The 24389-nt window shown below is 59.3% G+C and carries 19 protein-coding genes, 4 pseudogenes and 1 other annotated feature; of the genes and pseudogenes, 18 read left to right on the forward strand and 5 right to left on the reverse strand.

All coding sequences use genetic code 11. The annotated features are described in order from the left end of the window. Positions 1 to 16: 16 nt before the first annotated feature. Both istA and istB read left to right on the forward strand, forming a co-directional pair. Positions 17 to 1276: pseudogene (istA, locus tag ACSU1L_RS10600) on the forward strand (IS21 family transposase). After that, entirely contained in the window at positions 1273 to 2058 is a 786-nt protein-coding gene (gene istB, locus ACSU1L_RS10605) for an IS21-like element helper ATPase IstB (RefSeq protein WP_439255755.1), read from the forward strand. The pseudogene istA and the gene istB overlap by 4 nt, the downstream one beginning before the upstream one ends. Before the next feature lie 69 nt (positions 2059 to 2127). Here the strand turns inward: istB and ACSU1L_RS10610 are convergent. The 3 genes and pseudogenes from ACSU1L_RS10610 to ACSU1L_RS10620 all read right to left on the reverse strand — a co-directional run. Beyond that, positions 2128 to 2769 (reverse strand): annotated as a pseudogene (locus ACSU1L_RS10610) (transposase); the annotation flags it as partial. Next, positions 2336 to 2470: a sequence feature (AL1L pseudoknot), on the reverse strand. It overlaps the preceding pseudogene by 135 nt. Before the next feature lie 62 nt (positions 2770 to 2831). After that, positions 2832 to 3719 (reverse strand): SDR family NAD(P)-dependent oxidoreductase, encoded by an 888-nt coding sequence (locus ACSU1L_RS10615; RefSeq protein ID WP_439255756.1) that lies wholly within the window; start codon positions 3717 to 3719, stop codon positions 2832 to 2834. Continuing rightward, positions 3631 to 4296, reverse strand: a complete 666-nt coding sequence (locus tag ACSU1L_RS10620; protein WP_439255757.1) for a hypothetical protein — start codon at positions 4294 to 4296, stop codon at positions 3631 to 3633. Before ACSU1L_RS10620 ends, ACSU1L_RS10615 begins: the two co-directional genes overlap by 89 nt. 62 nt (positions 4297 to 4358) lie before the next feature. On the opposite strand from ACSU1L_RS10620, the gene ACSU1L_RS10625 reads away from it, so the two are divergent. The 5 genes from ACSU1L_RS10625 to ACSU1L_RS10645 all read left to right on the forward strand — a co-directional run bounded on the left by ACSU1L_RS10625 (position 4359) and on the right by ACSU1L_RS10645 (position 10924). After that, positions 4359 to 5261 carry a fumarylacetoacetate hydrolase family protein gene (locus ACSU1L_RS10625; RefSeq protein ID WP_439255758.1) on the forward strand — a complete coding sequence of 301 codons (903 nt, stop codon included), beginning with the start codon at positions 4359 to 4361 and terminating at the stop codon, positions 5259 to 5261. Positions 5262 to 5343: 82 nt separating this feature from the next. Next, positions 5344 to 6555 (forward strand): FAD-dependent oxidoreductase, encoded by a 1212-nt coding sequence (locus tag ACSU1L_RS10630; RefSeq protein WP_439255759.1) that lies wholly within the window; start codon positions 5344 to 5346, stop codon positions 6553 to 6555. Positions 6556 to 6633: 78 nt separating this feature from the next. Then, positions 6634 to 8451, forward strand: coding sequence for a thiamine pyrophosphate-binding protein (locus tag ACSU1L_RS10635; protein WP_439255760.1), 1818 nt, complete (start codon positions 6634 to 6636; stop codon positions 8449 to 8451). Beyond that, a complete protein-coding gene (locus ACSU1L_RS10640; RefSeq protein WP_439255761.1) occupies positions 8448 to 10034 on the forward strand; it encodes a GMC family oxidoreductase in 1587 nt (528 codons plus the stop codon). The genes ACSU1L_RS10635 and ACSU1L_RS10640 overlap by 4 nt, the downstream gene beginning before the upstream one ends. After that, positions 10031 to 10924: a sugar phosphate isomerase/epimerase family protein gene (locus tag ACSU1L_RS10645; RefSeq protein ID WP_439255762.1), complete on the forward strand. Its 894-nt coding sequence runs from the start codon at positions 10031 to 10033 to the stop codon at positions 10922 to 10924. Before ACSU1L_RS10640 ends, ACSU1L_RS10645 begins: the two co-directional genes overlap by 4 nt. On the opposite strand, the gene ACSU1L_RS10650 is transcribed toward ACSU1L_RS10645, so the two are convergent. Further along, positions 10915 to 11493, reverse strand: coding sequence for a MarR family winged helix-turn-helix transcriptional regulator (locus ACSU1L_RS10650; RefSeq protein WP_439255763.1), 579 nt, complete (start codon positions 11491 to 11493; stop codon positions 10915 to 10917). The two genes, ACSU1L_RS10645 and ACSU1L_RS10650, sit on opposite strands and share 10 nt — an antisense overlap. Before the next feature lie 926 nt (positions 11494 to 12419). Between ACSU1L_RS10650 and ACSU1L_RS10655 the strand changes: the two are divergent. The 11 genes and pseudogenes from ACSU1L_RS10655 to ACSU1L_RS10705 all read left to right on the forward strand — a co-directional run. Beyond that, positions 12420 to 12539 (forward strand): annotated as a pseudogene (locus ACSU1L_RS10655) (CoA transferase); the annotation flags it as partial. Between the two features lie 29 nt (positions 12540 to 12568). Then, a complete protein-coding gene (locus tag ACSU1L_RS10660; RefSeq protein ID WP_439255764.1) occupies positions 12569 to 12925 on the forward strand; it encodes a CoA transferase in 357 nt (118 codons plus the stop codon). Between the two features lie 592 nt (positions 12926 to 13517). Then, positions 13518 to 14336, forward strand: a complete 819-nt coding sequence (locus ACSU1L_RS10665; RefSeq protein ID WP_439255765.1) for an SDR family NAD(P)-dependent oxidoreductase — start codon at positions 13518 to 13520, stop codon at positions 14334 to 14336. A 368-nt stretch (positions 14337 to 14704) separates the two neighbouring features. Then, positions 14705 to 15538, forward strand: a complete 834-nt coding sequence (locus tag ACSU1L_RS10670; protein WP_439255766.1) for a mycofactocin-coupled SDR family oxidoreductase — start codon at positions 14705 to 14707, stop codon at positions 15536 to 15538. Between the two features lie 138 nt (positions 15539 to 15676). Continuing rightward, positions 15677 to 16150: pseudogene (locus ACSU1L_RS10675) on the forward strand (FAD-binding oxidoreductase); the annotation flags it as partial. A gap of 111 nt (positions 16151 to 16261) precedes the next feature. Further along, the gene (locus ACSU1L_RS10680; protein WP_439255850.1) at positions 16262 to 17104 is read left to right on the forward strand and encodes a BBE domain-containing protein; all 843 of its coding nucleotides are present in this window, start codon (positions 16262 to 16264) and stop codon (positions 17102 to 17104) included. A gap of 447 nt (positions 17105 to 17551) precedes the next feature. Beyond that, positions 17552 to 18346, forward strand: coding sequence for a crotonase/enoyl-CoA hydratase family protein (locus tag ACSU1L_RS10685; protein ID WP_439255767.1), 795 nt, complete (start codon positions 17552 to 17554; stop codon positions 18344 to 18346). Between the two features lie 14 nt (positions 18347 to 18360). Then, entirely contained in the window at positions 18361 to 20505 is a 2145-nt protein-coding gene (locus ACSU1L_RS10690) for an acetate--CoA ligase family protein (RefSeq protein ID WP_439255768.1), read from the forward strand. After that, positions 20502 to 21875: a 3-hydroxyacyl-CoA dehydrogenase NAD-binding domain-containing protein gene (locus tag ACSU1L_RS10695; RefSeq protein ID WP_439255769.1), complete on the forward strand. Its 1374-nt coding sequence runs from the start codon at positions 20502 to 20504 to the stop codon at positions 21873 to 21875. The genes ACSU1L_RS10690 and ACSU1L_RS10695 overlap by 4 nt, the downstream gene beginning before the upstream one ends. After that, a complete protein-coding gene (locus ACSU1L_RS10700) occupies positions 21872 to 22750 on the forward strand; it encodes an amidohydrolase family protein (RefSeq protein ID WP_439255770.1) in 879 nt (292 codons plus the stop codon). Before ACSU1L_RS10695 ends, ACSU1L_RS10700 begins: the two co-directional genes overlap by 4 nt. Positions 22751 to 22783: 33 nt before the next feature. Further along, a complete protein-coding gene (locus tag ACSU1L_RS10705) occupies positions 22784 to 23938 on the forward strand; it encodes an acyl-CoA dehydrogenase family protein (RefSeq protein ID WP_439255771.1) in 1155 nt (384 codons plus the stop codon). Between the two features lie 77 nt (positions 23939 to 24015). Here the strand turns inward: ACSU1L_RS10705 and ACSU1L_RS10710 are convergent, their stop codons facing one another. Next, on the reverse strand, positions 24016 to 24378 hold the full coding sequence (locus ACSU1L_RS10710; protein ID WP_439255851.1) for an integrase core domain-containing protein: 363 nt from the start codon (positions 24376 to 24378) through the stop codon (positions 24016 to 24018). Between the last annotated feature and the right edge of the window lie 11 nt (positions 24379 to 24389).

A 24389-nucleotide genomic window follows, 5' to 3' on the forward strand; every position in this document is an offset into this window, starting at 1 on the left:
CCGACACTCTTGAAGGGTGATCAATTTGGAGCAGTGGGCAGAGATCAGGCGGTTGCATCGGGCGGAGGGCGTGCCGATCAAAGAGATCGTGCGTCGTTTGGGCGTGGCGAGAAATACGGTGAGGTCGGCGTTGGCGTCAGAGGCGCCGCCGTCGTATCAGCGGGCCGGGAAGGGGTCGCTGGTCGATGCGGCCGAGCCCGAGATCCGCAAGCTGTTGGTGGTGGACGCACGGATGCCCGCGACGGTGATCGCGGAACGGATCGGGTGGGAGCACTCGCTCACGATCTTGAAGGACCGAATCCGGATGATCCGGCCGGAGTATGCCGGGGTGGATCCCGCGGATCGGCTCGTGCACCGGCCGGGCGAGAGCGCGCAGATGGACTTGTGGTTCCCGGAGCCGCGGATCCCTGTCGGGCATGCGCAGGCGTTAATGCTGCCGGTGTTGGTGATGACGTTGACGTTTTCGAAGTTTCTGTCGGCGGTCATGATCCCGTCGCGGCAGGCGGGTGACATTCTCGCGGGCATGTGGCAGCTGATCGCCGGTGTCGGCATGGTGTCGAAGACGCTCGTCTGGGATCGGGAGGCTGCCATTGGTGGGAAGGGCACGGTCACGCAGGCAGCGGCCGCGTTCGCGGGGAGCCTTGCGACGAGGATCATGCTTGCTCCTGCGCGGGATCCGGAGTTTAAGGGGATGACGGAACGCAACAACGGGTTCCTGGAGACGTCGTTCCTGCCGGGGCGGGCGTTCGCGTCACCGGGCAGCTTCAACAGCCAGCCGGGCGAGTGGCTGCCGAAGGCGAACAGCCGCACGATCCGATCCCTCGGCGCACGCCCCATCGATGTCCTGGGGCAGGATCTGGCCGCGATGACGATGCTGCCACCAGTCCCGGCAGCGACGGGGCTGCAGACCCGGGTCCGGTTGGCGCGGGACTACTACGTCCGTGTCGACGGCAACGACTATTCCGTTGACCCGCGGATGATCGGACGCCTGGTGGACGTGACAGCCACCCTGACCCGCGTGATCGTGATCTGCGACGGGCGCACGGCCGCTGATCATGAACGCTGTTGAGCGAAGCACGCGACGATCATCGATCCCGGTCATGTCGAGATCGCGCGAGGGCTGCGCTCCACGTTCAGAGCCGCGAAACGTGACCGGGAACGTCAACCCCGCGCGAGCGCTCTGGGCGGAGGCGTGATGTTTCGGGAGTTGCCCGAGTACGACGAATTGTTCGGCGTCGACTTCCCCGTCGATCCCCGCACCGGAGAAGTGCTGTGAACGCGCCCGGCAGTGAGACCGCTGGGACGATGGGCTACCTCGCCCGAGCGTTGAAGACCCCCACGATCGGACGCGTCTGGGAGGCTCTGGGCACGCAAGCACGTGAGGAGGGATGGTCGCACGAGGAATACCTCACCGCGGTCCTGCAACGACAGGTCGCGGATCGCGAAGTCAACGGCACCAGCCTGCGCATCGCCGGCGCTCACTTCCCTGCGGTGAAGACCCTGGACGACTTCAACGTTGATCACCAGCCGTCGCTGCGCCGCGACGTCCTCGCTCACCTGGCGACCACGACGTTCATCCCGAAGGCAGAGAACGTGATCCTCCTCGGCCCGCCCGGGGTCGGAAAAACACACCTCGCGATCGGGTTGGGCATCAAAGCCGCTCACGCCGGCTTCCCGGTCCTTTTCGACACCGCGACAGGCTGGGCCACCCGGCTACAGACCGCGCACACGGCCGGACGGCTACAGCACGAGCTGAAACGCTTGCGCCGCTACCTGCTACTGATCATCGATGAAGTCGGCTACCTGCCCTTCGATGCCGACGCCGCGAACCTGTTCTTCCAACTCATCGCGTCCCGTTACGAACAAGGCTCGATCGTGCTCACCAGCAACATGCCCTTCGGACGTTGGGGCGAGATCTTCTCCGACGACATCGTCGCCGCAGCAATGATCGACCGCCTCGTCCACCACGCGGAAGTCCTCACCCTCAGCGGGGACTCTTACCGCACGAGAGCCCGACGCGAGCTCCTCAAGACCCCCGCGACAGGCGCGGGCAAGTAACAAAACCGACCCCGAGGGGGTCAATATTCAACGACGATAAGGGGTCAAATATTCGGCCGACGTTGACATCGCGCCCTCGATGCCCGCAGCACGCATAAGCCGGCCGGTCTGATCCCGGCCGATGCCTATGCCGGCACGACGGGCGGTCTTCCAGAGCTTGCGGACCCCATCGACGCAGTAGTTGTCCTGCCAGAGCCTGACCAGCGTCGGAGTGAGGGCCGCGTCGCTGACAGCCCGCGCTGACGGGGGCACGGTCTTTCGCGGCGTAGTAGGTACTCGGAGCCACCTGCAAAAGACTGCAGATGGGCTCGACTCCGAGCGGGCGACCCTCGACGACGTCGTTCTTGTTCGCGTCGATGAAAGCGATTACTTCCGGTGTTGGCGGTCGAGCTCCGCCCCGAAGAAACTCGCAGCCCTCTTCAAGATCTCATTGGCCCGACGCAGCTCCTGGACCTCCTGCTCAAGCTCCCGCACCCGACGCGTCTCCGCGGTCGTCACCCCGGCGACGTTCCCGTCGTCGACATCGGCTTGCTTGACCCACATCCGCACCGACTCGACCCCGTAACCGAGTTGTGTCGCGACGCGATGGACTGTCCCATGCTCGGTCCCCAGCTCGGCGCGCAGCGTTCGCACCATCCGGACTGCTGCAGACTTCTCCTCCGGCGAATACCGACGCGTCGTCGGCTTCCCAGATCCCTGATTCAACACCATGATTCCATTCTCGTTTCCAAGATCAGGAGTCTCCAACAAACTCAGGGCGCTTCATTGAGTCATTACTCGCCAGCTGGTCTCGTTCTGCCACGGCGGGAAGCGTTGATCGCAGTCATGCCAAGCACGGCCTGCTGATTCAAAAATGTCTCGTCGAAAGCCTTTACGACCGCGTCGTACGTCCATTCATCTGACGAAGAAGGCTCCGGTGCCAAGAGGGTCGGATGCATCATGAGAGACAGGTCGTCTCCATCGATCCGAACTACCTGACCGTTTAGGTTCGAGCTACGATCAGACATGAGATAGCCTGCCACAGGAGCGCAAGATTCGGGCGTGAAGCGGGGCGTGCCGGCTGAAGCCGGCTGGTTTCCTAGGCCACGAACGAAGTCGGTATGAATAACAGACATCGCGGTTTGTGCGCGCGGCGACATTGCGTTGACTCGAACTCCATACTTGAACAATTCCATGGCCCAGGTACGGGTTAGCGAGACGAGGGCGGCTTTGCTCGCCCCATACGCACCCATATCGGCTTGTCCTAGGTGTGCACCCGAAACAACGTTCACAATCGATCCTGTCCGTCGGTCTGACATGTAGTGCGCAGCCCGTTGCGCGCAGTACGATGCCCCAAAAACGTTTACTTGGAACGTCTTCTCGAGTTCAGATACTTTCATTTCGGTAAGTGATGCCGGGGTATAAATCCCTGCATTATTGAGCAGGCCATCGATGTGGCCGTAGGAATGGACCGCTCGGTCAATGAGCTTCGCGGCATTTGCGGCATCGGAGATATCCGAAACGGCGGCGATTGCTTCCCCGCCCGCGCGCACGATCTCGTCAACAACCTCTCCGGCGCGCTCGTCGCTTACATCATTGATCACAATCGCGGCTCCACTGCTGGAAAACAACCGCGCGCAGGCGGCTCCGATACCTTGTCCAGCACCGGTGATTACGATCACCTTTCCAGCTAGCTCCATCGCTGTGCTCATGTTGAACCTCCGATACGTCGTGAAATCTTTGTCGGACATTGCCGCGACTATCTGACGCGCGGCTTTTGGATTCACAAGCACCGTCATCGAAACTTGCGAGCAAACTCACCGATCCTATTCGACCGTAGCACCCGGGTAAAGATGTTGATGAAACGCTATCGCTTGCCTCGACTGCTTTTCTTCGCGAGTCTTCTTGCTTGAGCGCGTCGGTTTCGGCTACGTCGATGCGGATGAGTTGGGTCTGAATGCCGGTCATGCGGCGGGTGAGCCCGGCCAGGTTGGTCGCTTCGAAGATGGCGTCTAGGCGACTTCGTTTCTCGTCGGTGAGGATGCCGCCGAGGTCGTAAATCGCGTGGATCGCCGCGAGCGCCCACTGAACGTCCAGGCCCAGATCGATCTCGCAGAACCCCGTTCGCTGCTCGTGCTCGTTGCTGGCTTCGCGGACCTGGATCGCGTTGCGCTGCAACGGGCCGGGTGTAGCACCGCACGCCTCTACACGCGTGGTTCTGGCGAGGGGTGGCGCCAATTGGATATATGTATGCAGCACGCGTATAGTGTATGTATTGCGACGGTCGACGCTGCGACCGACCCGACGGATGGGATCAAAGTATGAAGTTAGTCAGTTATGCCGACTACCGCATCGGTGCGGTGACCACTGGCGGGATTGTCGATCTTTCCTCGGTCCTCCCGGACAGTGTGAGGTTTACACCCTGGGGCATGAACTGGCTCATCGAGAACTTTGAGGAAGTCGGTGACCAAGCTCGAGACATAGAGAACACAGAGACTGCGGGTTCCTCGTTGGAGGAGGTCTACTTACGTTCACCCGTCCCCAGGCCGACTAACGTATTCGCGGCACCAATGAACTACGAGGATCATGTGGACGAAACGGTCGCGACTGGGCGTTTACGAACTGAAGATGTCCGACGAACTGTCGATGACCTAGGATTCTTCTTGAAATCAAGTAGTTCGGTGATCGGACAGTCGGACACGATCTTGCTGCCGCAGATCGAGGATCGAGCATTTCACCACGAGCCGGAACTGGGTCTTGTGTTGCGCACGACCAAGGCACCTGTTGCTCCTGCTGATTGGCGAGATGCGGTCTTTGGATACACGTGCATTCTCGATATAACGCTTCGAAACACACTGACCCATACACTGGATCGGTCGTTGCGAAAGTCTTTTGGAACATTCACTCCGGTTGGCCCCGTGATCGTGACTTCCGATGAGATTCCCGATCCCGGAAATCTTGACGTTCGGCTGTGGGTCGATGACCAACTCAGGCAACACGCAAATACGAAAGACCTCATCGTCGGTATTCCGGAACTAACGTCGTTTATTACGCGCGTGGCATCCGTACAGTCGGGCGATCTCGTGGCGACTGGTACGCCGGGCGGTGTAGGGCCCATCGTCCCAGGAAACCAGCTAACGATGGAAGTTGCTGGCGTCGGAAAGTTGTCTCTTCCGGTGGGCTCGCGACCGTGGTTCGCGCCGGCGGGCGGGCGTCTCGTCTAACCATGCGTGGTCAATCTGAAAAGAACAACGTCAATGCGAGCTTTGACTCCGTACGTCGCCGTTTTGCGAGAAGGAACTAAACATGGAATTTGATCGTGACGTCGTGATTGTGGGCGCTGGTCCGGTCGGCATGTCCTTGGGGCTGTTGCTCTCAAAGTTTGGTGTGTCAAGCTACATACTGGAGCGAGAGCCGGATCATAAAAAGGACTACAGAGCTTCGACGTTTCATGCCGCGACATTGCAGCTTCTTGAGGGCACTGGAATAACCGAGGCGCTGCTGGATATGGGGATTAAGTCACCAGTGATGCAGTACCGCGGTTGGGGGGAGGGAGTCGTTGCCGAGTTGGACCACGCCGTGATCGCGGACGCGACGAGTTTCCCGTTTCGGCTCCATTGTGAGCAGTACAAGCTCTCGCAATGGTTGCGTAGCGAGATTTCAAAGACCACGAATTGCTCGATCGAGTTTGGAGCGACTGTCGTTGATGTCGATCAACGGGATGGCATGGCCTGGGCACAGGCCGAATCTGCAGCATCCGACTCACGGTTAACAACGTACCGTGGGCGGTACGTTGTCGGCGCGGATGGAGCCTCATCCGTTGTTCGTAAGACACAGAACATTCAGTTCGAGGGGTACACGTATCCCCAACGGATCCTAGTAATGGGTACGCAGCATGATCTCCGAGAAGAGATTCCCGACCTTGCGAACATCAGCTATGTCTCGGATGGACAGAACTCTGCTCACATCATAAGAATCCCTGATCTCTGGCGGATGAGCCTGCCGCTGGATGATACCGTTTCCGATGAACTTGCGCTTAGCGATGAATACATCCATTCTCGCTATTCTCAAGTTCTACCAGATCTACCGATCGAATCCGTCGAGGTTCGAGGTGTCTACAGGGTGCACCAAAGACTGGCTAGTACCTTCCAGAACAAACAGGTGTTTCTTGTCGGCGACGCAGCCCATGTGAATAATCCTAAAGGTGGGTTTGGCTTGAATTCGGGCCTCCATGATGCCGTGTGGCTTTCGCACAGTATTGCTGAGAAGATCACTGGTCGTCCCTCAGCGTGGAAACTCGAAGAGTATAGTACCAAGCGCCGCAACATGGTTGACGAGGGTGTGCTCGCGCATACTGCAGCAACCGCGGAGGGCTTGCAACTCCAGGATGAAGATCAAAGGCAGAAACTCTTCGATGAATGGAGGACGATGGCGAGCGACAAAAACCTCGTACGTGAGCATCTCCTGCGAACGTCGATGATAGGCATCTTGACGGAGGGTGGGATGCTCACCCAATGAGTGGTTATTTGACAGCCAAGACCGAGCATAAAACTATCGGCATTGTCGAGCTCATGCCGCTGCATAAGGAGTACAGAAATGAATGAAGTCAAGAACGTACCACAGGAAACCAAAGACGTGCAGACGCGAGACGGTGCGGCAGCGATTGCCGAATCACTGAAGAATTGTGGAGTTGAGTACACGTTCGGCGTGACGGGGGGAGGAACCACCTATCTCCTTAAGTCTTTGCTTGACGAAGGCATCTCTACTATCGCCGCGCGGACGGAGATCGGTGCAGGCTGGATGTCGTACGGGTACAACCGTGTAAAGGGGCGTTTGGCATCGTCGACGCTCTTCCACGTGGTTGGTGCGCTGCATGCTAGCCCCGTAATGCTGGCAGCAAAAAAAGACTCTACTCCCTACCTGTCTGTCACTATCAATTTGGCATCGGCACTGGATTACCGTGAAGCCCTACAAGACGGGCGCGAACTCTTCGCTTCTTTGGAGCCGCTCACAAAATATGCTAGCCGTGTCACGAGCGCCGAGGACGTCCCCCTCGCTGTTCGTCAGGCGGTCAGCGCTGCGAACACGCCCCGGTTTGGGTCGAGTCTTCTTGATGTTGCATATCAAGTCCTCGGCGAGGAAACGAGCTGTCCGCCCATGTCTTATACACCTCCCGCGGCGCCCGCGGCTGATGCGGAGACGATTGCGCGCGTCCTTGAGGCCTTGAAGCAGAGTAAGCGACCATGCATTGTCGCCGGCGCGGGAGTGCATCTTTCCCAGGCCGGCGATGAGTTCGTGGAACTCGTTGACGCGCTCGGCATTCCCGTCGTTTCGACTGTCTGGGGTGGACGAGGGATCTTGCCCGATGATCATCCGCTGTATGCCGGCCCCATCGGCTCCTTCGGTTGGACATCTGCGAACCAGGTTGTTCAGGACTCAGATCTTTGGATCGTGCTGGGTGCATCACTTTCGCAAATGTCAACAGCCGCATGGACCCTGGATCTTCCGGAAACTATTGTCCACGTTGACATCGAGGCTGAGCAGCTCGGCAAGATTGTGGAGCCGACCATTGGTGTCTGGTCTGACGCGAAGGCTTTCTCAACCGGCCTCGCGCGCTTGCTCGACGAAGACGTCACCTATTCTGCGGAGAGGTGGGAAGACGTTGTTCATTCCGCCCAGGCTGAGAAGGAGAAGTGGCTAGACCAAGTCCAGGAATTGACCGACGGAACTGAAGTTCCGATTAGTCAGCATCACCTCATCAATGTCCTTAACGAGCTGACGCCGGATGATGCCATCATGGTCACGGACTCAGGTTCGCATGCCTTTATGACGTACAGAGGCTACAAGTATAAGACCGCGTCAGCCATAAAGGCGCAAGGTTCGCGCTACCAGTCCCTGGGCTCTGGTATCCCGATCGCTATTGGCGCCAAACTCGCAGCGCCGGAGCGGGAAGTTGTGTGTGTTCATGGCGACGGCGGGCTTTACTACGACCTTAACGAGCTTGCCACTCTGAGTCGCGAAGGCATCAAGATTATCCTCGTGATCGACGACAACGGCTTCTTGGTGTCGAATAGAGCCGGTGCGCGACGGCTCTTGGGAATGGATACGCCCTGGGTGGAGAACCCCAAGGGGACAGACTTTGTTGAATTGGGCAAGTCACTCGGTATCGCTGGCGAGCGGGTAGAGGACCCCAGTATGCTCAGCGCCGCGTATGCGAGGGCTCTGGAGTCTGACACAACGTATCTGATCGATGTCATCACTGACCCGGACACAAGGCTCAAGCGGTCGGTGAAGGACGTCATCCCGATCCACTCGGATCGGCACCCCGCTCAGCTGACCTCGCGCGCAACGGCTACGACTAACCACTACGGATTCCCGTTGGATGGAGTTTGGCCCCGACGCGGGAAGCAGTGATCGCATTGTCGAGCGACGGGGAACCCACATCTTTTGACGTCATTGTCTTAGGAGCTGGTGCGGGAGGATGCGCGGCCGCGGCTCGGCTGTCGGATGCGGGATTGAAAACTCTGCTTATCGAACGCGGTGACGTCCCCTCCGGGGCGCAGATGATTCCGCGGGATGTTCTCGATCCATCGAGCATCGCAATGCTTTCTGCCGACAGCCGCTACAACGCTCCGGTCGGCGGGCAGCTTTTTGACGGTCGGAAGATCTCGGTCGCCCAGGGTAATTACCTGGGCGGCTCGACCGCCATTAATGGCGCCTACTTCGCGCGATACACTAAGACTGACTTCGCGCGATGGTCCAGGGACGGACTTTCCGGGTGGTTGTACGAGGATGTCCTTCCGTATTACTCGCGCAGCGAAACAGATTTGCAGTTTGGCGCAATGCCTGGACACGGGGCGAGCGGCCCGGTCGGCGTCGGCCGAGTGGGCAAAGAACAGTTCCATGAAGTGTCGGACGCCTTCATGAATGCCGCTTTGAAAATGGGCTTCCCCGAACACGTCGACATCAATGATGGCAAAGATGAAGGTGTCGGGCCTTTACCCGGCAATATCGTGAACGGCATCAGGCAGAATATGGGCCTGGCATACATCCTTCCGCGTACGAACGTTGGTTCCGGACTTACCGTGTGGGGCAATACCTCAGCGGTGAAGCTGCATCTGGTCAATAAGCAGGTCGCCGGCGTCGACGTGATTCGAAACGGACAGGAGCTGCGTATCACATCGTCGACAGTCGTCGTGAGTTTAGGTGCGTTTTGGACGCCCAGACTTCTTATGGCGTCCGGGATCGGACCTAAGGAGGTGCTGGACCGCCTGAATGTGCGACCGAGCGCTGTCTTGAACGCCGTTGGTCGCGGTCTAACGGATCACCCCCGTGTGCGAATTCCGTACACGTCGGAGGCTCCGCCACGGTCGGAGACAGGTTGGCCACGTTACGAGACTGCGCTCCATTTTTGTTTGCATTCTGGCGAAGACGATTACCCTGACCTGCTGGAGCTCATGCCGTCTTCCTTCCCGGTGTCACCACAGGCTCAGCATCGCGCGGACAGCAACCTCGATTATTCGCTTGTACTCACAATCATGCGCTCGGCCGAATCGGGCAGTGTGACGATTCGCCCAGACGACGTGGGTCGCCCGGAAGTTAATTGGAACTTGTTCAGGTCAGCGAGTGTCCTGACGCAACTCCGGGAGGGCGTTCGGATAACGATGGATTTGATGTCACAATCGTCGGTGACGTCTTCTCGTCCCCCGCTGAAGGGCTTAACTGCGCGAGTTGCTCTGGATGATTCTGCTCTCAACGATTGGATCTTGTCTAATGTGTTCAATCCAACGCACGCCAGCTCAACCTGCCGGATGGGCACCAGTCCGCTAGACAGCGTGGTAGATGAGCATGGACAGGTGTGGGGAGTGGACGGCTTATTCCTTGCCGATGCGTCGGTGCTGCCACCCTTCAGCTCACGGGGGCCGTCAGCGACGACAGTGATGGTCGGCGAGAAAATCGGTGAAAGTCTTGCCTCTCGTCTGTCGAGGTCATCATGATGGCGGAAGTATTGGCTGACAATGGGCGCAAGAATCCGATTTCGTTCACCACGATAAGCACTCCCTACAATTCGTGGAAGCAGGACATCCAGCAGGCTGCTGCCGCGGGCGCAAACGGAGTCGGTGTTTGGATGAAGAAGTGGCAGGGGGTTCCTGCGGACCAAGCATCCGAAAGTATTGCGGAAGCGGGATTGCACGTTACTTCGGTTCTTCCGGAGGTGTTCAGCCTGACTGCCCGTGCCGGTTCTGCCTTTTCTGGGCCGAGCGCGCCCTCGGAACGAGCAAATGAGATCGTCAAGGCTATTCCTTATGCCCGCGACCTAGGCGCGCAGTATTTGCTCGTTGCGCTGGGTACGCATCCGCATGGCGAAGATTCTGCGCCGCTACGTCAGCTATCGGCTGGGCTTCTCGACAATATTTGTGCCGTGGCGGCGGATTATGGCGTACATGTGGGCGTGGAACTAATGGCGAAGAGACGCGGTTCGTTTACGCCGACGTTAGATTCGATGGTCAGTTTTCTGGACTCTTTAAAACATGAGAATATCGGTATCGTCGTCGACACGTACCACAGTTTTGACGACGTGACGTTTGAGGCCAGTGTGAAACGTCACGTGCATCGAATCGTGGCCGCGCAGGTCTGCGATGTCCCCGATCTCCATGCCGGACCGTATGACCGAGTGTTGCCAGGCGGGGGACTATCTGTCGCCCCGCAGTTCGTCCACCAACTTCTCGATGCGGGCTACCGGGGCTGGCTGGAGCTGGAATTGCTTTCAGATGACGGGATACTCAGCTCCCCGGTGCCGAATTCTCTGTGGGCATCGATGTCCCATGAATCAATGTTAGCTCAGGGCGTTGCGGGCCTGCGGTCTATTGTGGACGCCTACCGTTGAAGTGCAGTCGGTCGTGTCCGAACTTGCCGCCAAAAGCTGTCCAGCATTGAGTTCATGAGGTCGACGAATGCGTGGAGCTCGTCCCCACTCCAGTGCTGAGTGAGTTCACCGAGGAGAATGCGTCGCTCGGATGTCGCGCGCTCCAGGCAGCGCTGACCGGTAACGGTGAGTTTCAACTGCATCCGCCTTCTATCTTGCGCGGAAGGAGTCCGTTGTAGCAGACCGAGCTCGACGGTTCGATTGACCATCCGGCTTGCGGTCGACGGGTCAATCCCGAGTGCATCAGCGATTGTCCCCACGGCGGGAAGAGCTTCGTCCGCTCTTTCCACAGCACGAAGGACACGAAGGGTCCCCAGTTCGATGGCATCGTCCAGGGCTCCGAGCAATCGATCGCGATAGTAGGGGTGCTGTAGCATTCGACGCAATTGAGCGAGTGAAGAATCCAAGTCTTCAACATCTCGTTGAACGTAGCTCGGGGAAGCGGATGTTGCTGATTTCGTGGAATCGGCCATTCTCTTACCTCTTAAGTCGTCGCGGAGCATAACCTGGCAGGGTATGCTTTCTGGCATAAAGTGTACTCTACATATAGTCTCAGTCTTGTAACCGCAACCAATTTCCACCAGCGATCTGCCACTTAGCCCCCGTCGATCGCGTCACGAAATGGACTGAGATCGCGGACGCTTTTGCGGCTGCTGACGCCAGCGATCGCGTGCAAGTGGCGTGCCATCACCAGGGTGGTGAACGCTAATCGTAAGATGTGCTTGGATCGAGTCGTGCACGTGGTGAAACATCTGCCTCGGCAGCAGTTCAGGCTCGCCATCCGGAACGATGCTTCTCCTTGGCGCAACGAGTGGTGAGTCTCGGCGACCTCGCGTCCGTAAAGGCGAAGGGACGGGGCGCTGGAGACGTGGTCTTTCAAGCCGACGACGTGGGGCGCGGTCCACGAGCGTCTCGAAGTGGTGGTGACGGCGCTCAGCGAGATTCCCCAGTTCTGCTCACCGAAAGTCCCCTGTTATGTCTCAGGACATCACGTCACCGAAAGCCCCCAGGTCGCGTGGTCAGGTTAGCGCAGATTCGTGCCGGTGGTGACGCGGCGTAGTTCCTCAACGGCGGTGGCGTGGTGAAGGAGCCGGTTGGACCCTCCGTCGACGGTGATCACGACGGAGCGGTGCAGGAGTGTGAGCGACTCTGACTCACTGCCGTGTGTGATCGACTGTTTATAGGCCTGTCACGGCCGTCAAGAATGCCCATGCGCTCATGCCCAGAATCCCCGCGACCGCGACCGCGACCGCGACCGCGACCGCGACCGTTGACCGACTCCTTTACCACACACACAACTGCCAAACCACGGGCGGGTGCAGGTTCGACGACACTGAGAAGACGCGCTTCTCGTAGGCCGCATCAACGAGCCGGTAGAGGCCTTCGGCGGCATCGGCGCCCACTTCGAGCAGCCCGATATCGTCGACGACGATGAGGCTGGGTACTCGGTCGGCATCGTCTGGCGTATTCCGACCTGGCCAGGATCAACCCGCGCCTTATCATGATGTCCACCTCGATCAACGGTCAGAGCGGACCCCGCGCGTCGTTCTCGGGCTTTGGCACCGACCTGGTGGCCACGTCGGGTTTCGGGGGCAGTCGCGACCCGTGCCGGCAACGGCCCCGTCCACCCACCGCACGGCGTCTACCGCTGCGCCGACCGCGCGGGGGCTCCACGGTGGGTGGCTATCACAGTGGAGGGCGACGAGCGGTGGTGCGCGCGAGGCCCGCTTCACTCACGGTGATCACCGTAGAGCCCACGTGGAAGAGCTGGATGCCGCCCTCGCTGACTGGACTTCCAGCCGCACCGCGGAAGAGGTCGTCTCGGCACTTCAGCCGAGCGTGCCGGCGGCGGTCGTACAGGACGCTGCTGATCTGCACGAAGATCCCCGGATGGCTCATCGTGAGCATTTCGTCGACCGCGAGCACACCGTGATGGGGCGTTCGACGTGCGAGAGCTCGTAGGTGATTCTGTCGTTGACGCCCCCGCACCCCCGCAAGGCGGCACCGAAGCTCGGCGAGGACACGGATCGCGTGCTGGGTGAGTTCCTCGGTTACGACGCGACCGAGATCGCGGAGCTGATCGGCGCGGTCGAGCGCGCTGCACCTGATTGTCACTCGGGCCGCCTTGCGCGATTTCGGTCTGGGGCACCGCAACGCGGGCGCGGGTACGTGAATCTCGTCGCAGGCCGTCTTCTCGAGACCGAGCACACTCCGCCATAAATCACGCACGTCGTTCTCCTGACCCTGGATTCTGATGCCTTCGACAGCTCGGAATCTATACACGCAGCGGCGTGTTACCCGCTCAGATCAGTCAGGAGCGCCGCGAACCAGGGGAATTTCAGCTAGCGCCGTCAGTGGACGACTCCTCGCTCATGTGCGTTCTCTTCGGTGCCTATCAGCCACTTCGACTCGAGAGCGTCCGTACGGCCCTGAGCGAAGTGCTCGAACAGGTCGTAGAGGGCCTTCAAAGCAACCTTACTGGGATAGCATGTACGATACATATAGTCTGATTTTCGCCTTCACGTCGCTACCTAGTTCTAGAAAGCCGAGTCATATGAACGATGCGCTATCACGAGAAACCGGGCCCTACGACTATTTGTCACGGGGGCGACTTGATGGGAAGCGAGTGCTTGTCATCGGTGCCGGAGATGGTATCGGTCGAGCAACCTGCCACGCGCTGAGCCAGGCCGGTGCGATTGTAATTGCGCTAGACAAAGATGGTGAACGTGCGCGATCCGTGGCGCAAGAAGTCAGCGGAGTAGCGATCTCTGCTGATGTCGCCGTCCCGGGTTCTCTTGAGCGCGCGATCTTCTCGATCCGAGATAGCGGACTGCACGGTGTTGTCGACGTCGTGGGAATGGCGCGGTCGGGACCTCTCGTCGAGATAGATCATTCGACCTATGACTGGCAATTCAATATCGTGACGCGTCACGTATTTGAGCTTCTCCGCGTTGCACCTGAAATCATGGTTGCGGACGGCACTGCAGCGATCGCCGTGGTCGGATCGATGGCCGGTTTGACTGGCATCGCTGGGCAAGCCGCATACGGTGCGGCAAAAGCTGCAATGCACCATCTTGTCAAGGTGGCGGCAATTGAGTTCGGTCCTTTGTCCATCAGAGTGAACGCAGTCGCACCGTTCTACGTGCAGACGCCGCGATTGAAAGCGGCGTTGAGCGAGCACGAGTGGGCACAGATTGCTGCGCTGACGCCGATGGGTAGGCCTGCGATGGTCGAAGAAATCGCGAGCTGTCTTCTCTTTCTGTTGTCCGAGCAGTCCAGCTACGTCAACGGCCATGTTTTGCGCGTCGACGGGGGTGGGTCCGCGGGGATGGCTTTGCCGACGGTGCGGTGGAACGCGGCACCTAGCACCTAGCACATAGCACGAGCTTTTCTGTCGTCGCATTCGGCATCCTACGTATCTTCCTGAGCCGGTTCCCTCGGCGAAAATTGACAGTGCTTGCATCGCGGTATAACCTGCAGACTACACACATCTTTATTTGAGGAAGAAGCACGAGCTATCCACTTCGGGCAAGCATCGCCACCGCCCGACCCCCGCTCGCATACGACTTTGGCTAACTGCTCTCCCTGAGGAGGGTTTGGGGGAGAATGTGACGCTCGGCGTCGCGACTCGATCTGATAACAGATCTACGGGTAGATCGGGGACTAGTCTCACGGCTCTGGTCGGTTCCGGCTCACGCCAGGCTATATCGCACCGATCATGATTTAAAAGGGAGTTGTTCAGTGTTGAACGGACGAGTGCAGGGCAAAGTCGCTTTCGTGACGGGAGCGGCGCGGGGACAAGGGCGTGCTCACGCGCTCAAACTGGCGAGCGAAGGCGCCGACATCATTGCCATCGATATCTGCGATCAAGTCGCAACTGTGCCGTACCCGATGCCCACAGAGGAAGACCTCCGGGATCTGGCTCGACAAATTGAACTGCTGGGCCGCAGGGCGGTCGTAGTGAAGGCCGATGTCCGAGACGCCGCTCAGGTGGCGCGTGCGCTTGATCGCGGCGCGGCAGAACTCGGTCGGGTTGATATTGTCAGCGCTAACGCCGGCATACTTTCCGTGGGGAGCGTGACGGAACTCAGCGAGGACGCCTGGCGCGACATGATCGACATTAGCCTCACTGGGGTGTGGCACACAGTGAAGGCAGCGGTGCCACACCTTATCGAAGCAGGCGGCGGATCAATCATTCTCACGAGTTCGATGAACGGTGTAGAAGGCGCTCCAATGTACTCGCATTACGTCGCGGCCAAACACGGCGTGGTCGGGTTGACGCGCAGCCTGGCCATGGAACTCGCTCCTCAGCAGATTCGCGTCAATGCATTGCTTCCGGGTGGCGTCGCTACAGGGATGATTAAGGGTTTCAAAGGCCTTCGAACGCCGGTCGTCACCTACGACGCGAGTTTGACGGATGAGGACCTGCGCGCGAAGCCACGTCTCGACCCGTCCGACATTAGTGACGCACTCTTGTTTCTGGCGTCGCGCGAATCCCGTTTCGTTACGGGGCTTCTCATGAACATCAACGGACACGGTTTGATCGCGGCAGCTCGCGCCGCTGCAGCGGTTTGAGCAGCGTGTGAGCCGGGCTTGACCAGGGTCTTCGAACTCAGTCGGCATGAGGGGGCTCTGCACACCCCCCGCAATCGAGAAAAGAAATGGAGCGACATCTTGGCAACTACCACCGCTTACTCTGCATTGGGAGAGAGCATGCGTGGACAGGTCATTCTTCCTGGCGATGAGTCGTACGACAAGCACCGCGCTGTTTGGAATCTGGACGTTGATCGGTACCCACGGGCGATTGCGCGATGTGCGGATGAGGAAGACGTCCGCGCGGCTGTGCGATTCGCCGCTGATGCCGGTGTGCGTGATATTGCCGTTCGTGGTGGCGGCCACAGCTATCCAGGGTTGTCCACTTGTGATGACGGACTGATCATCGATCTGAGTCCTATGCGACGGGGGAGGGTCGTTGAGGACAATCGTGTGATCCTGGAGGGTGGTGCCCAGCTCAGGGACCTAGATGTTCTCACCGACGGAATCGGAACTGCTGTGCCGGCGGGTGTTGAACCTACCACAGGCCTTGCCGGGCTGGCGCTCGGCGGTGGCGTCGGGGCTCTACAGCGGAGATTCGGTCTCACTTGCGACAATCTGACAGCCGTTCGCATGGTTACCGCGAGCGGCGACGTCGTCAGCGCGAATGACACGAGCGAGCCGGACCTCATGTGGGGTCTGCGTGGCGGTGGTGGCAATTTTGGCATCGTTACAGAGCTCGAGTTGCAAAGTCACCCAGTCGGAGTGCACCAGTCGAACTTCGTTGTGTTCCCACTGGACAAGCTGCAGGACTTCGCACCGTTTTTCGACGAGTTCATCGCCAATCTCCCGAAGGAAGTTGCATCGTGCCGCATCATCCCGAGGTTGACACCGGAGCGTGAGGAAGCGATGCGCGGCGTGGGTTCCGCATCACTGCCAGTGGGATCTGAATGGAAGGCGGAAGGCGAGTTCTTCGCCGTGTCGGCGCTGTGGGTTGGCCCCCCAGAAGAGATGGCTGCAGTGCTTGATCCACTCAGGGCCTGGGGGCCGGTTGCGTTCATCACTCAGCCGATAGGCCACCTTGCGATGCAATCGCTACGTCCAGAGCTTTCCGTTCCACAACACCGCTATGTTCGGGGTGGGTACCTCGAGGCGGTCGGCACGGGTGTTCTTTTGCGATGCGCAGAGCTGTTGAATGAGGACAAGCCTGCGGTAGCAGATTTCGTCTTTTCGTCGCTCGGCGGCGCTGTGAACAATGTGGCCGAACAGGACTCCGCGTTCAACGGTAGATCCTCGGCGTATCTCTTCGCTATCGAAGCCTCTTGGAAGACACCGTCGGAACGGGAATCGACGATCACGTGGGTGCGACGTGCTCACGAGATCATCGAGCAGTACACCTCCATAAGCGCTGCTTATACGAACACCGTTACGGATGAGGGATCGCCCGACGCGCAGGGCGTGGGTGGCGCGCCGCCGAGTCTGGAGCGTGTGCGTCGTGCCTACGGCGACGAGAAGTTCGCACGTCTTCAAAGTCTTAAAGGTGCCTGGGATCCGACGAACTTCTTCCACCTCAACCTCAATATTCCGCCCGCTGAGTCGAGACATTAACGAGTAGACGGTGTTTCCGATCTAACTCGTGAGTTCGAAGAAAGCAGGAATGACCCCAATTCGCAGTCCCCGAGTTGGTCCAACTGGGGGACTGCAGCCTGGCCGAGACGGAGAACGGTGGTGCCGTTGAAGCCGTTCATGAAGAACTGCTGGAGGATGCGTGGAACGGTGCGCTTCGTGGGGGAGCGTCACTGGTTGGGCATTCTCAAGTGAGGCACCGGAGGTGCTTCGCGGGCGCTTCAACTGACTATCTCCGCACTGTTGACATACAGTGCAGGCGTGAATAGTATGTATGATACATATATCGGGTCAAACGTAGATCTGGCTCGGAGTTGAGCTGCTGGGCCGCCATGATCAATACCGTTGCGAGATAGCGCGGCCGCGTGGGCTCGAATCTGCTCATCACCCGGGCATCCTGCCCGTTCGGTCCACAGAAAGTAGAGTGTCATGGAACAGGGAGAGATCACCCTTGAGTTCGACGGCGATATTGCCCTCATCGGCATCAATCGGCCTGATAAGCGCAATGCGCTTCACAGTGCGATGTTCGTTGAGATCGGTGAGGCAATTGAGGCCGCGGGCCTTGAAGCAAAAGCCGCCGTCATCTTTGGGGTAGGAAACCACTTTTCCGCGGGCCTTGACTTAGCGCAGATTCGCAACGCCATCGCCGAGGACCCGGGGCGTCGTCTGCAGATCGGGCCACACCCCGCGCACGTCGCTTTTGACCGCATCCAGCGCGGACGAATTCCGGTCGTGGCCGCGCTTACGGGTGCGGTTATCGGAGCCGGCCTCGAGGTGGCGGCATCAGCACACGTACGGGTCGCCGATGAAACGGCCTTCTTCGGGTTGCCAGAAGCTCAGCGTGGGATCTTCGTCGGCGCTGGTGGGTCGGTACGCATTCAGCGACTCATCGGTACGGCGCGGATGACCGACATGATGCTTACAGGGCGCATCCTTTCGGCGGATGAAGCGGTCGCTCAGAATCTGGTCCAGTACGTCGTGGAGCCTGGGGGGGCGTTAGAGAAGGCCAAGCAACTCGCCCTTGCGATGGCATCGAACACCGCAGAGTCCAATTGGGCAATTACCCAAGGTCTGAGCCGGATCAACGATCTGTCATATGACGACGGCTTGTTCTTCGAAACGATCGTCGCACGCAGCGCGGTATCGGCGTCCTCGCACGGCCGCCTCACGGACTTCGTCGAGAAGCGGTCTGCGCCGCTCGCCCGACCCACCACAACGAACTAGATGGAGAACACACGATGACCGACACACTCGTCCAGGCTCACCCGGTCTCGAGACTCCTGAATCCCCGCTCAGTCGCCATCATCGGTATGTCGACTAAGTCTGGCAGCTCCAGTCGCAACCTCCTCGGACATCTAGAAGCGCACCGCTTCGCAGGCGACATCCACCTCGTTGGCCGCGGGGGCGGCGTGTTCGAGGGGAGGGCCGTTCACACTGAGATAGGCGAACTCCCCGAGGATATTGATCTTGCCCTGATCGCCTTGCCAGCTCCGGCCGTCGCAGACGCCATCAGCGAGCTTGCTGCGCGCGGTGTGCACACTGGCATCATTTACGCATCCGGTTTCGCGGAGTTCGGCGAGGAGGGGCGCGCGGCCCAAGAGAAGATTTCCCGCATCGCGCGGGAGTCCGGCATGTACCTCGCGGGCCCGAACTGCATCGGCTATAACAATTACGTCGATGGCATGCGCACGGTGTTTTTGCCGGGAGGGTCTCCAGTCGATACTCTCGCCCAGGGCACTACCGGTGCACTGGCGATCCTCGCTCAGAGCGGTGGAATGATGGGTCTCGTCCGAGCTGGCTTGGAAACAAGACAGGTACCTGTCTCCTACGCCATCTCGACTGGTAACGAGGCCAGCCTCACTCTCGCGGATTACCTTGACTTCTTAGCCGAGGACGAATCCACTGGTGGCGTCGTCATGTATATCGAGGATATTCGAGACCCCAGCGGCTTTCTCGCGGCCGTGCGGAAATGCCGTCAGAATGGCAAGAATGTCGTCCTGACGCACGCTGGACGCTCCGAACGTGGCCAACAGGCCACGGCTTCCCACACAGGAGCCCTTGCTGCCGACTATGGCGTCATGAAGACGCTTGCCACACGCGCAGGCGCGTGTGTTGTCGACTCGATCGAAGAGCTCATGGATGTCGCGGAGATCCTGACCCGTTATCCCTCGCTGCCTGTCGGCGGTGTGGGCTTCGCTACGACGTCGGGTGCATTCTGTGCGCTCGCGCTCGACGCAGTTACGCCATTGGATGTCGACGTCCCTGCGCTGTCGCCGGAGATCACGGAACGCATGAATGACCGTTTGCCGTCGTACATGTCCGCGGCGAACCCTCTGGATCTCGGAACCCTTACTGCGGTCGACCCCGATCTCTACCACGATGCGGTGAAGGCCCTGATCGATGACGAGCGTATCGGCATCGTTATGCTGGGCGTCGGCTATTCTCCGAATGATGAGATCAACCTGGTGATGCTTCGACAAGTGGCGCGTGCTGCCGCGGGGAGTACCAAGCCCGTTACTGTGGGGCTCCTGGGCGATATCGCTCCGACAACCCCTGCACTCCGGGCTCTCGCAGCCGAGAACAATATCATTCTCTCCAGTTCGCCCGAGCGATTGATCCGTAGCATCGCAGCGGTGTTCCACCATGCTCGGACCGTCAGTTCTTCCGAACGCGTCGAGGACATCGAGCTCTCGACAGCAGCCCTCGACTTTGGACGTGAGGCCTCCGTGGAATGGAATGCGAAACAGGTAGCCGCTGGAATCGGCATACCCGTTCCGGAGGGCAGCCTGGCGACGAGCATGGATGAGGCCATCGCCATCGCCGATCGGATCGGATACCCCGTCGTCGCAAAAGCGCAGGCTGCAAAACTCATGCATAAAACTGAAGCTGGCGGTGTGGTCCTGGGGATCGCCGATGAGGCCGCCCTGCGCACGGCATACGACGACCTGTCCAGCCGCGTGGGCGCGTTGGTCGATGGGGGTCTGGACGGCATTCTGGTCGAGCAGATGACCGGCAACGGTGTTGAACTAATGGTTGGCGCCAAACGTCACCCCGCATGGGGTCCGGTCGTCGTAGTTGGCCTTGGCGGGGTGTGGGTAGAGGTGCTGGGAGACGTACGAATCCTTCCGCCCGATCTCCCGATCGACGACATCATCACCGAGCTGGGTAGTCTTCGTTCGTCAAGATTACTCGGCCCCTTCCGTGGCCGTGAAGCGCTGAACCTGCGAGCCGTGGCCGAAACCGTCTCACGCGTCGGACAGCTGATGCTTAGTCGTCCCGACATCGAGGAACTTGATATCAACCCGCTCCTGACCACTCCATCAGGGGTCACGGCGCTGGATGTCCTCGTGTCTTTCGGCCCCGAGAGCGAGGTGCAAGCGTGAGTGTTCGGCCGGCATGGTTGAGTGCCGACGTCCTGCGCCTCCCGGACCCCGCCGTCGGCACTGAGCACGCGCTTGCGGCGCAAGAGGCTGCCGCCGACTTCGAAGCGCTGCCCCCTCTGCATGAATCATGGAGGCCACGCAAAGTCGGCATCGTCGGCGCGGGAACGATGGGTGGTGGCATCGCCATGGCGTTCGCCAACGTCGGTGTGCCGGTCGTGCTGGTCGACCGAACCAAGGCTGATGTTGAGCGAGGGATCGATCGCATTCGGGCGAACTACAACCACAGTGTTCTACGCGGCCGATTAGATCAAACGGTGGCGGATGAGCGTCTCGCACTAATCTCTTCGTCTGACCAGATGGAGGCGCTCGCGCAGGCTGATATCGTCCTGGAGGCCGTCTACGAGGACCTTGACCTCAAGCGTCAGGTCTTCGTGGAAATCGATCAGGTGGCAGCAGCTGACGCGATCTTGTGTACCAACACTTCTGGTCTGGACATTGACAGAATTGCCGGTGCCACAGGTCGGCCGGATGCTGTGATCGGAACGCACTTCTTCAGTCCCGCAAATGTGATGAAGCTACTCGAAGTCATCTCGGGCAAACTTACATCACCAGGAACGTTGGCCAAGGCACTGCGGATCGGCAAGCTGATCGGCAAAGTCACGGTGCCATCGGGGAACGCGCCGAGCTTTATCGGCAACGCCATGCTCGCCGACTACCGTCGGGAGACTCACTTCCTTGTGGAGGAGGGGGCGTTCCCTAGCGACGTTGATGCCAGGTTGGAGGATTTCGGCTTCGCGATGGGGCTGTACAAGGTCGCGGACATGGCTGGACTGGACGTGGCGCTGGATGCCCGCCGGAAGGAGATGCTCACGCGGCCGAGAGATCGACGGTACTCGGACCTAGGATTCGTCCCGGTCGAGATGGGTCGCTTCGGACAGAAAACTGGCGCGGGCTGGTATCGCTACGAGCCTGGGTCGCGGACACCGATTCGTGATCCTGAGTTGGATGTTGCGTTGATCGAGCACTCGAAGCGACTAGGGATCCCACGCCGCGAGATCGGAGCGGAGGAGATCGTCGCGCGTTGTCTCTATGCTCTCGTCAACCGCGGCGCGTGGCTTCTTGAGAAGGGAGTCGCTGCCAAGCCGGGAGACATCGACGCAGTCTATGTGACAGGTTACGGTTTTCCTGCTGCTGTCGGGGGCCCGATGTTGTGGGCTGATGAGGTTGGCCTAGCGGCCATCGCCGATGACATTACACGGCTTCACGATCAGTTCGGGTATTGGTGGGAGCCGGCACCGCTCCTGCTTGATTTGGCTGCCACCGGTCGTCGATTCGGAGATCTCAATACAAGAATGGAAGTCGCCCCGTGACCACATACCGACCCGCCGTCGATGTCGACGCCATCGTCGCCCTCGACATGCACACCCATGTGTCCGCTTCCATTACGGCCGAACCGCGCGTAGCCGATGCGCGCCGCGCTCAAATGGCGAAGTTCTTTAAGGTGGAGGATCTGGGCTCGGGAACGCTGCCGGATCTCGCGGAATACTACCGGTCTCGAAACATGGCGGCGGTCAGTTTCAATGTCGATAAGGATCCAGACGACGCGCCGGAGCTGACCGACGACGAGATCCTCGAACTGGCGAACCGTGAGAACGACACCATCATCCCGTTCGGCAGCATTCATCCCAGACGCGGTGAAGCTGGAGTTCGCCGAGCAGAAGCGCTCATCGCCGCAGGCATTCGCGGATTCAAATTTCATCCCAATGGCCAAGCGTTCTTTCCCAATGATCGGATCGCGTACGACCTCTATGAGGTGCTCAACGCACACCGCATCCCCGCTCTATTCCACACCGGTCAGAGTGGCGCCGGGGCGGGGGAGCGAGGAGGTGGTGGATTTCGACTGAAGTACTCGAATCCGCTACATCTCGACGATGTCGCAGCCGACTTTCCGGATATGCCCATCGTTCTCGCTCACCCTTCCTTCCCATGGCAAGACGAAGCACTGGCGGTTGCGATGCATAAGCCGCAGGTGTACATCGAGCTTTCTGGATGGTCACCGAAGTACTTCCCGCCGAACCTCGTCCACTACGCGAATACGATGCTGCGCGACAAGGTGTTGTTCGGTAGTGACTTCCCCCTAATCACCCCCGACCGCTGGCTACGCGACCTTGACGAAATTGGGATCCGGGACGAGGTGCGTCCGGGTCTGCTTAAAGACAACGCGATTCGATTACTCGGTCTTTGACTCGAGTAATTCACTTCAGACCTAGGAGCCACAATGATCGATTTTTCGCTCTCCGACGAGGAGCGTGCCGTCCGCGACACCATTCGACTTTTCGTCGACAAAGAACTGCGCCCTCTGGAAGATAGTGTCTTGAAGAACGAGCGGGAGGGACGTCCGTCCTTAGACCCTGGAGTTCTCAAAGCTCTGCAGGAGAAAGCCAGATCATTCGGGTTCTGGGGGGTAACAACACCAGAGGAGTACGGTGGGATAGACCTCGGCGCGGTGATGCACGCGGTCGTTGAGATGGAACTCGGACGCACTTTCGTCCCGTTCAACTTCGGTGGCGCCGCGGATAATATCCTCTTTGCCGCTTCGGATGAGCAGAAGGAAGAGTATCTCTACCCGGTTATCGCGGGTGAAAAGAAGGCATCATTCGCACTCACAGAACCGGACGCAGGCTCCGACGCGACAAATATCCGTACGTTCGCCCGTCGCGACGGAGATGACTGGATCATCAACGGTGAGAAGACCTTTATTACTGGCGGCTCGGAGGCCGACTTCTGCATATTGTTCGCATCGACCAATGAGGGTATCACCGCCTTTCTCGTTGACCGAAGCATGGGCTGGGAGTCCTCGCCGATCCCGCTGATGGGTGATTGGGCGGCCGCAAGCCTCTCGTTCGACGACGTTAGAGTACCCGCGCGGAACGTACTGGGCGAACCGGGCGAAGGAATGAATCTGGCGCTCAGTTGGATCGGGCAAAAACGTTACATCATACCGGCGCGTGCAGTCGGAGCCAGTGAACGACTCCTAGGTATGGCAATCGAGTATGCGAAGATTCGAAAGTCGATGGGGCACTTCATCTCGGATTATCAAGCAATTCAATGGCAGATTGCCGATAGTCAAGTCGAGATCGAAGCGACGAAATGGCTCACCCTTTACGCAGCCTGGCGCTCCCAGCAAGGGCTGGATGCGCGCCACGCAACTTCAATCGCGAAGCTGTACGGTGCGGTAACGGCCAATGAGGTTGTCGATCGAGTGCTCCAGATCCACGGCGGCCTCGGGTATGCGAAGGAACTGCCGATTGAGCGTTGGTACCGAAACGTGCGGGTGTGGCGGATTTTCGAGGGAACGGATGAGATTCAGCGCCGCAACATCGCTCGCAACCTGCTGAAGGGTCACGCGAAACTAGGGACGATCGGCGAGTGAGTCTGTTTTAAGGCTGCGTTAGTAGTTCGGACATGACAAGGACCTCCGGTCAAGAGTGGAGCCGTTCAGGCTCCGTCTCATCGGCCGGAGGTCCTCACGTCGCACGCTAAGACGAACACAATCCGCTGATGCGGTATGCGTTCGTGCACACCGTCATCGACTTGGCAGTCTGAACCGTCCCGGGTTTCATGCCGCTGTTTTGTTAGTGGCTCCACCGGTTGATGGGGCGTTGATTCATCGTAGTAGGCGGCTTCGAATTCCTCGGGCGGGATGTTCCCGAGCGCGCTGTGCAGTCGCTCGTTGTTATACCAGTCGACCCAGTCGAAAGTGAGTTCTTCGACATCAGCGAGTGTCTTCAACGGACCCGTCCAGAACGGTGAACCCTTTTGGGTCGCTTCGTTCTTGTAGAGGCCCATCACCGTCTCGGCAGCGGCGTTGATGCTCCTATATC

Source organism: Microbacterium sp. A94, from assembly GCF_051842855.1.
Taxonomy (GTDB): Bacteria; Actinomycetota; Actinomycetes; order Actinomycetales; family Microbacteriaceae; genus Microbacterium.

What these genes read in the sequence shown, in the direction of transcription:
- ACSU1L_RS10690 (WP_439255768.1), top strand. Translation starts at nt 18,361, where the DNA reads ATGACCGACACACTCGTCCAGGCTCACCCGGTCTCGAGACTCCTGAAT.
- ACSU1L_RS10685 (WP_439255767.1), top strand. Translation starts at nt 17,552, where the DNA reads ATGGAACAGGGAGAGATCACCCTTGAGTTCGACGGCGATATTGCCCTC.
- ACSU1L_RS10645 (WP_439255762.1), top strand. Translation starts at nt 10,031, where the DNA reads ATGATGGCGGAAGTATTGGCTGACAATGGGCGCAAGAATCCGATTTCG.
- ACSU1L_RS10635 (WP_439255760.1), top strand. Translation starts at nt 6,634, where the DNA reads ATGAATGAAGTCAAGAACGTACCACAGGAAACCAAAGACGTGCAGACG.
- ACSU1L_RS10665 (WP_439255765.1), top strand. Translation starts at nt 13,518, where the DNA reads ATGAACGATGCGCTATCACGAGAAACCGGGCCCTACGACTATTTGTCA.
- ACSU1L_RS10625 (WP_439255758.1), top strand. Translation starts at nt 4,359, where the DNA reads ATGAAGTTAGTCAGTTATGCCGACTACCGCATCGGTGCGGTGACCACT.
- ACSU1L_RS10630 (WP_439255759.1), top strand. Translation starts at nt 5,344, where the DNA reads ATGGAATTTGATCGTGACGTCGTGATTGTGGGCGCTGGTCCGGTCGGC.
- ACSU1L_RS10650 (WP_439255763.1), bottom strand. Translation starts at nt 11,493, where the DNA reads ATGCCAGAAAGCATACCCTGCCAGGTTATGCTCCGCGACGACTTAAGA.
- ACSU1L_RS10705 (WP_439255771.1), top strand. Translation starts at nt 22,784, where the DNA reads ATGATCGATTTTTCGCTCTCCGACGAGGAGCGTGCCGTCCGCGACACC.